The sequence below is a fragment of the Sulfitobacter sp. genome, from assembly GCF_041552635.1.
Taxonomy (GTDB): Bacteria; Pseudomonadota; Alphaproteobacteria; order Rhodobacterales; family Rhodobacteraceae; genus Sulfitobacter.
In genome coordinates this window covers 22,054-28,492 of record NZ_JBFEKM010000030.1, presented here as the reverse complement: position 1 = coordinate 28,492, position 6,439 = coordinate 22,054, and the positions used below count along the sequence as shown (strand labels likewise).

Genomic DNA, 6,439 nt, shown 5'->3' with positions numbered 1-6,439 from the left:
GGTCCTTGGTGACATGATTGGAGGTGGTGGTTGATGTCGTGACTAGGGGTGTTTCGGGATTAGAATCTGCCCGCACAGGCTGCTGATTGGGAAGTCCGGCCTGGTGAGGGCGAACAGCATTTAAGACTTGTATCGTCTCAAGCGTGCTTGTGTCCCGGCGAACCTGTTTCCCCGCGTTATGCAAAGGTTCAGCGCTTGTTTCTTGGCCCCGCTGAGGCGTGTCAGCGACTTCCGGGCCTGTGGCCTTCTCTATCTGCTGTCGCTGATTGCTTACCTCAAATGTATTCGCGCTGGCGGCAGCCGACTTGATAACCTTGTCAGATGCCTGCGACATGCTTGGTAGTATTATTCCCTCAAGGACAGGCGTTGTGCGCTTTGGTTTCTTGGTAGACTTTTCGATGTGTGTTTGATCCCTTAGTTGGTGGGGATCTTTTGCGTTCTCCAGAGTGGTATAGTCCTGTGGCGCTTCATCCACTATCGCTTCGATTTTTCCACTGGTGTGTTTCGGTGTCGGAGTGATCTCTGTCGGCGCAACCAGTGCCTTTTCTGCCGTCTCGCTCGTTGTTGATTCCACCTGATCCGGAGCGTCAGCATCAATTGCTTTTTTGACGATTTTTTCAAATACATCTGAAAAATTCTCGGCTTTGTAAGGCGCTTCTGCTGGGCTCACAACTGCAGTCGGTCCCTCAACATTGGATTCGGCCTGAGCGGGCTTAGCGTCGGTTGACGCTGTTGGAAGTGCTTGAAGAAATTGCATTTGGACCCTCCGCAGGACATCGTTCATCGCCGTAGTCATTGCATGTAGGTGGTTACCGGATGTTTACCGGTTTTCGTCCATGATCGGAAAAGTAGATGCAATTTAAAGGATGCTGAGATGAATATCACAGAAATGTCTGTGCCTGATCGGTCGATGCCACCCAAAGATAAATTGATTTTCCAAGCGGCTCAGAAGCTGGAGGCCACGTTTCTTGCCGAAATGCTTAAATCTTCTGGTTTTGGTGAATCGCGAGATGCCTTTGGAGGCGGGGCCGGCGAGGATCAATTCGGTTCTTTCCTCGTGCAGGAACGGGCGATGCAGTTGGTTAAGGCTGGGGGGATCGGCCTGTCCGAAACCCTTTATGAGGCCTTGAAGGAGAGAAATAATGAGTAGTGAAATTGGATCAATAATGGATTCTCTCAACGACTTGCTTGAGGCGGAACGTGCCGCACTCCTTGCTGGTAATCTTGAGAAATTGACAAGTATGGCGGAACGCAAGGAGGCCTTGATCGAGGCCCTGAATGCTGCGGAACAGACCGACCTTGAATTGCTGCAGGAGCTTGATTCCAAGGTAAAACGCAATCAGACCCTGCTGAACGGTGCATTGGACGGTATTCGGACTGTCGCCCGCCGGATGGCAGCATTCCGACGCGTGAGAGGATCGCTTGAGACTTATGATGCTAAGGGTGAAAAGAGCATTATTGACGTCGATCCAGAGACATCTTTCGAAAAACGTGCGTGATGTTTGAATAAAATACTCGGTATCAGTTTGGTGCGTATTAGGGCGCTGTTAAGTGAAGAAATGACATGGTGGCGATGCATCCGAGGTCGGATGGCGCACCATCAAGCTAATTGAATGTGTGCACAGGTCAGAATGGCATTTTGGTCCAGCCCCAGGGGGGAGGGCCGCAAACGGACGCAAAGCGTCAATGACTAAAGGAACATGTTCATGTCGAGCATTAACACAAACAACGGTGCAATGGTTGCGCTTCAGAGCCTTCGTTCGATCAACAAAGATTTGTCGGCGACTCAAAGCGCGATTTCCACCGGTAAAGACATCAACTCCGCGAAAGATAACTCAGCAATCTGGGCCATTTCGAAGGTTATGGAATCTGATGTCGCTGGTTTCGACGCGGTTCAGGATTCACTTGCTGTAGGTGAATCGACGGTTGCTGTTGCATCTGCAGGCGCAGAGCAAATCGTTGAAACGCTCAAAGAGATGAAGGCGCTTGCAGTCGCAGGTCAGTCCGAGACGTCTGACTTCGCCAAGATCGATGCGGATATGCAAGAGAAAATCGCTCAAATTACAGCGATTACAAACGGGTCGCAGTTCAACGGGGTCAACCTGTTGAAAGATGATATTGATGGAAATGCCAGCACTTCTTTGACAGTGGTCTCCTCCCTTGACCGGATTGGTTCGGGCGCACCGAGTGTCTCGACGATTGACGTTGCCACGGTTGATTTCACGACCAACCTTGATGCGACGACAATCACCGCAATCACTGACTCGGCGACTGCGGCGACTGCCTTTGACGATATCGAGGCGTTCTTGACCGTTGCCATTGATGGTGCGGCTGCTTTGGGTGCTTCGGCACAGCGTATCTCTGACCAAGGCGAATTTGTAAGCAAACTGACTGACGCCGTGAAATCGGGAATTGGCTCGCTTGTCGATGCTGATATGGAAGCGGCCTCTGCCCGCCTACAAGCGCTGCAGACACAGCAGCAGCTTGGCGTTCAATCGTTGTCGATTGCAAACCAAGCACCACAAACGATCCTGTCTCTCTTCCGGTAAGCAGTGAAACTCGGGCGCGATACGTTGCGCCCGAGGCATCCGCTTTAGTTTCTCATGATACAGGTAAGGCTTTTCCGTGAATGTAATCAATATGGCTCAGCGCGCCTATGCGCCGACGGCTGCACCTACGCGGTCGAACAGAAGCATAGAATATGATGTAATCGCACGGATTACATATCGGTTGAAGAAGGCGATTGAGAAAAAAGATCTCGGCCCGCTTCTCGAAGCGCTTCATGAAAACCGTAAGCTATGGCGGACTTTGGCGCTTAACGTTTCGCAACCCGATAATGGCCTCCCGGAAGAATTGCGCGCGCGCCTATATTATCTAAGCGAGTTTACAAATCATCACACAAGTGAAGTAATCAGAAATAAAATGTCCGCAATTCCGCTGGTGGAGGTGAACACAGCGATATTGCGTGGGCTTAAAACGGAAGGGGCAATGCGATGAGTGGTCTCGTTCTTAAATTGAGCCCCAAGGAAAGGGTCCTTATCAATGGCGCGGTCATCGAAAACGGTGACCGACGTAGTCGGCTAGCAATCATGACACCGGATGCAAACATTCTTCGTTTGCGAGATGCGATACATCCGGAAGACGCCAAGACTCCAGTCCGGCGGGTTTGTTATGCGATCCAGCTGGTGCTGACCGGTGACAGCGAGCCTGACGCGGTACATCTGTCGCTTTTGCGCCAAATTGAGGAGTTGAGCCAAGTCTTTACCGACAATGACAGCCGAACTGTTCTTGGTGACGCGAGCCAAGCGATTATAGAGATGCAGCATTACCGTGCCATGAAGCTCTTGAAGGGTTTGTACCCACGCGAGGATCGGCTGATGGCTGTGAGGTTGGGGTAATGTTTCAACCGATTATTCCGCTTTCTGGTTTGTCAGGATGGCGCTTCCTGCAAAGTACTTATGATCGACAGTTTGAGACATTTACGAAGTCCGTCGAACTAAAGCGGGATACTGAATACTTTAAAGATAATATTGGCTCAATAGAAACAGCTGAGGATCTAGTTAAAGATCGCCGTCTTCTTACAGTTGCGCTGGGGGCTTTTGGCCTTCAGGAGGACATCAATAACCGCTATTTTATCCGTAAGGTGCTGGAAGAAGGCACGACTAATGACGATTCATTAGCGAACCGTTTCGCTGACCCGCGTTATTCCGAGCTTTCAAAAGCGTTTGGGTTTGGCCCTAGCGAGACACGGAAGAATACAGCCGAAGGTTTCGCTCAGAATATTTCGGAAAAATTCCAAGCTAATAGTTTTGAAGTATCAACAGGGGATCAAGATCAAGCGATGCGTATAGCGCTATATGCACAAAGGCAGCTTTCGGATATTGCTGATTCTGACGGATCAGTTGACACAAAGTGGTTTACGATCATGGGGGACCCCCCTCTTCGAAATCTCTTTCAGAAGGCGTTGAATCTTCCTGAATCCTTCGGTCAGATTGATATTGATCAACAGTTGGGTGTCTTCAAAGAGCGTGCAAAAAAAGCATTTGGAACAGAAGATGTTGCGAATTTTAGTGATCCTGAAAAGCTTCAAGAGTTGATTACAAAGTTCATCGTAAAAGATCAGATAGATAACTTTGGCAACTCCCTTTCTTCGGGATCAATCGCTCTCACTTTGCTGCAACGTTAAATTTAGCCTCGGCTCCTTATGATCATGGGGTCGGTGCTGCTTTTGCCCTGCGCAGTATAAGTTCAAGTTTTCGAAAGCTTTGGCTGATTTCACCTGTTTCACCGCTTCCGAAGAAATTATCCAATTCAGGCCAGAGTGCGATAGATTGGTCGATCTCAGGGTCACTGCCAGAAGTGTAGAGGCCGGCGCGAATCATCATGGAATTACGCTCGTAAACGCCGAGCATCTTTCTTACTTGCTTAAGTATTTTGTTTTCTGCTTCGGTCGCTGCCGTAGGCAAGCTGCGAGAAACTGAGCGCAAGACGTCGATTGCGGGGAAACGCCCCCGTTCGGCGATTTCACGGTCGAGAATTACATGGCCGTCCAAAACGCCGCGCAAGATATCAGCGATTGGCTCGTCCATGTCTGATCCGGCGACTAATACACTGAAAATCCCCGTAATATCACCCTGATCTGAATGGCCGGGGCCTGCGCGCTCGCACAGCTGCATGATCAAATGCGCGGTAGAGGGCGGATATCCCCGCAACACTGGCGCTTCACCTGACGAGATCGCAACTTCTCGGTGAGCTTCGGCAAAGCGTGTGATTGAATCGGCTAGGAATAGGACTGATTTTCCCTGGTCTCTGAAATACTCGGCAACGGCCATGGCTGTCCAAGCACAGCGACGCCTGAGAAGGGCGGATTGGTCAGATGTTGCCGCAACGACGACGGCACGTGCAAGTCCTTCGGGGCCAAGCACGTCATCAATGAAATGCCGTACTTCCCTTCCTCTCTCTCCGATCATTGCGATGACAACGACATCAGCTTCCATCTTTGAAGCTAGCGTGCCCAGCAAGGTGGATTTCCCAATGCCAGAGCCAGCAAAAAGACCAATACGCTGACCTTTGACGATTGGTAATAGGGTATTTGTTATCGTAAGCGCGGTTTCCAGGCGCTGACCCAGTGGTCTGCGCTCTGCCGCTGGTGGAGGGGGAGCACGAAGGGGTTGCGCCCGCATGCCTCGCGATAGAGGTTTACCGTCTAATGCTTGCCCGGATGCATCGATAACACGACCAATCCACTGAGGTGACGGAAAAATTTGTCCTGGTGCAGCAAGAAAGACACGATCGTGAATTGCTACTCTATCAGGGGCATGTTCGAGCAAGGCGGTCAGTTTGTTTCCGTCGAGCTGAACAATTTCACCAATTAAATCATCCCCAGAACGGCGACGAATTTTCACCCTGTCACCAAGGCAAGCATCTGTTCCCAAACCGGAAACCTGAACAGCTCCCTGATCAACCCAGGTTATACGCCCGAAGGGTTGTACTGCGTTTAAAGCATTCACCTGCTCGATCAGTCCGTCGATCTCATTCACTTGTTTCATGACAATCCTTTGATGCCTGCAAACTGTTTCTAAAGGAATCAGGGTTAAGCCTTGATTGAAATTAGACGAAGGAGAATCCTTTGATGTTCGAACAGCTCGATGTTTTCAGAATGTCTTCATCAATGGCGGTCCATGCGGGACAGCGGCAAGCCATCGCTTCGCAGAATGTAGCTAACTCGGATACGCCCGGCTATGTCCCCAAAGATATTGCTGCGTTTGAAGCCTTGTATCAGTCAGGTCATGATGGATCTGCGCAACGCGCCACACGTACGGGTCATCTACATGGCAGCGTAGAGGGGCAGCAGATAGCTGAACCTTTTGAGGTCCGCGATGAAGCTTCGCCAAACGGAAATTCTGTTTCGCTCGAGGCTGAAATGCTCAGGTCGCTTGATGCGAAACGACAGCATGACCGGTCATTGGCAATTTACAAATCGGCTTTGAGTGTACTGCGCTCGACCATCGGTAAGTAGAGGCTGAGTTATGAGCGATTTTTCAAAAGCATTAGATGTATCGTCAAGTGGTCTGCGTGCGCAGGCAAACCGCCTCCGCCACTTGTCAGAGAATATTTCAAACGCTGATACGCCCGGTTACCGACGTAAACTTGTTTCCTTTCAGACTGCGTTTTCCTTGGGGGATGCACCGGCAGAAGTGAAGACCGGTAGGGTTCACCTTGATCAATCGGAGCTTGAAAAAGTCTATGACCCTGCGCACCCCTTGGCCGACGATACCGGCCAATATGACGGATCGAACGTCAATTTGTTGATAGAACTCGCAGACGCAAAAGAAGCGCAGCGAAGCTATGAAGCCAATCTGAAGATGTTCGAACAGACGCGCAAAATGTCATCAGGTCTATTGGATCTTTTGCGACGTTAACCCCCTTTTCCAGAACG

Annotated in this window: 10 protein-coding genes; 8 read left to right on the top strand and 2 right to left on the bottom strand. The window is 50.4% G+C overall.

Annotation, left to right across the window (positions count from 1 at the left end; translation table 11 throughout):
* On the bottom strand, positions 1 to 757 hold a 757-nt coding region (locus ABYT07_RS05475), incomplete at its 3' end, for a hypothetical protein (RefSeq protein WP_372990000.1).
* A 117-nt stretch (positions 758 to 874) separates the two neighbouring features.
* Between ABYT07_RS05475 and ABYT07_RS05470 the strand changes: the two genes are divergently transcribed.
* The 6 genes from ABYT07_RS05470 (at position 875) to ABYT07_RS05445 (ending at position 4,186) form a co-directional block, all read left to right on the top strand.
* Positions 875 to 1,150, top strand: coding sequence for a rod-binding protein (locus ABYT07_RS05470; protein ID WP_372989999.1), 276 nt, complete (start codon positions 875 to 877; stop codon positions 1,148 to 1,150).
* Positions 1,143 to 1,499, top strand: a complete 357-nt coding sequence (locus ABYT07_RS05465; RefSeq protein ID WP_372989998.1) for a flagellar biosynthesis protein FlgN — start codon at positions 1,143 to 1,145, stop codon at positions 1,497 to 1,499. The genes ABYT07_RS05470 and ABYT07_RS05465 overlap by 8 nt, the downstream gene beginning before the upstream one ends.
* A 207-nt stretch (positions 1,500 to 1,706) precedes the next feature.
* Positions 1,707 to 2,549, top strand: coding sequence for a flagellin (locus tag ABYT07_RS05460; protein ID WP_372989997.1), 843 nt, complete (start codon positions 1,707 to 1,709; stop codon positions 2,547 to 2,549).
* Positions 2,550 to 2,625: 76 nt separating this feature from the next.
* Positions 2,626 to 2,997, top strand: coding sequence for a flagellar biosynthesis regulator FlaF (gene flaF / locus ABYT07_RS05455; protein ID WP_372989996.1), 372 nt, complete (start codon positions 2,626 to 2,628; stop codon positions 2,995 to 2,997).
* Complete coding sequence (flbT, locus tag ABYT07_RS05450) at positions 2,994 to 3,398, top strand: flagellar biosynthesis repressor FlbT (RefSeq protein WP_372989995.1); 405 nt, start codon at positions 2,994 to 2,996, stop codon at positions 3,396 to 3,398. The genes flaF and flbT overlap by 4 nt, the downstream gene beginning before the upstream one ends.
* Entirely contained in the window at positions 3,398 to 4,186 is a 789-nt protein-coding gene (locus ABYT07_RS05445) for a DUF1217 domain-containing protein (RefSeq protein ID WP_372989993.1), read from the top strand. The genes flbT and ABYT07_RS05445 overlap by 1 nt, the downstream gene beginning before the upstream one ends.
* Positions 4,187 to 4,208: 22 nt before the next feature.
* Here the strand turns inward: ABYT07_RS05445 and ABYT07_RS05440 are convergent, their stop codons facing one another.
* On the bottom strand, positions 4,209 to 5,549 hold the full coding sequence (locus ABYT07_RS05440) for a FliI/YscN family ATPase (RefSeq protein WP_372989991.1): 1,341 nt from the start codon (positions 5,547 to 5,549) through the stop codon (positions 4,209 to 4,211).
* An 83-nt stretch (positions 5,550 to 5,632) separates the two neighbouring features.
* Here ABYT07_RS05440 and ABYT07_RS05435 point away from each other — a divergent pair, with 83 nt between their 5' ends.
* Both ABYT07_RS05435 and flgC read left to right on the top strand, forming a co-directional pair.
* Complete coding sequence (locus ABYT07_RS05435) at positions 5,633 to 6,019, top strand: FlgB family protein (protein ID WP_372989990.1); 387 nt, start codon at positions 5,633 to 5,635, stop codon at positions 6,017 to 6,019.
* 10 nt (positions 6,020 to 6,029) lie between these two features.
* Positions 6,030 to 6,422, top strand: coding sequence for a flagellar basal body rod protein FlgC (gene flgC, locus ABYT07_RS05430; RefSeq protein ID WP_372989988.1), 393 nt, complete (start codon positions 6,030 to 6,032; stop codon positions 6,420 to 6,422).
* Positions 6,423 to 6,439: the final 17 nt, after the last annotated feature.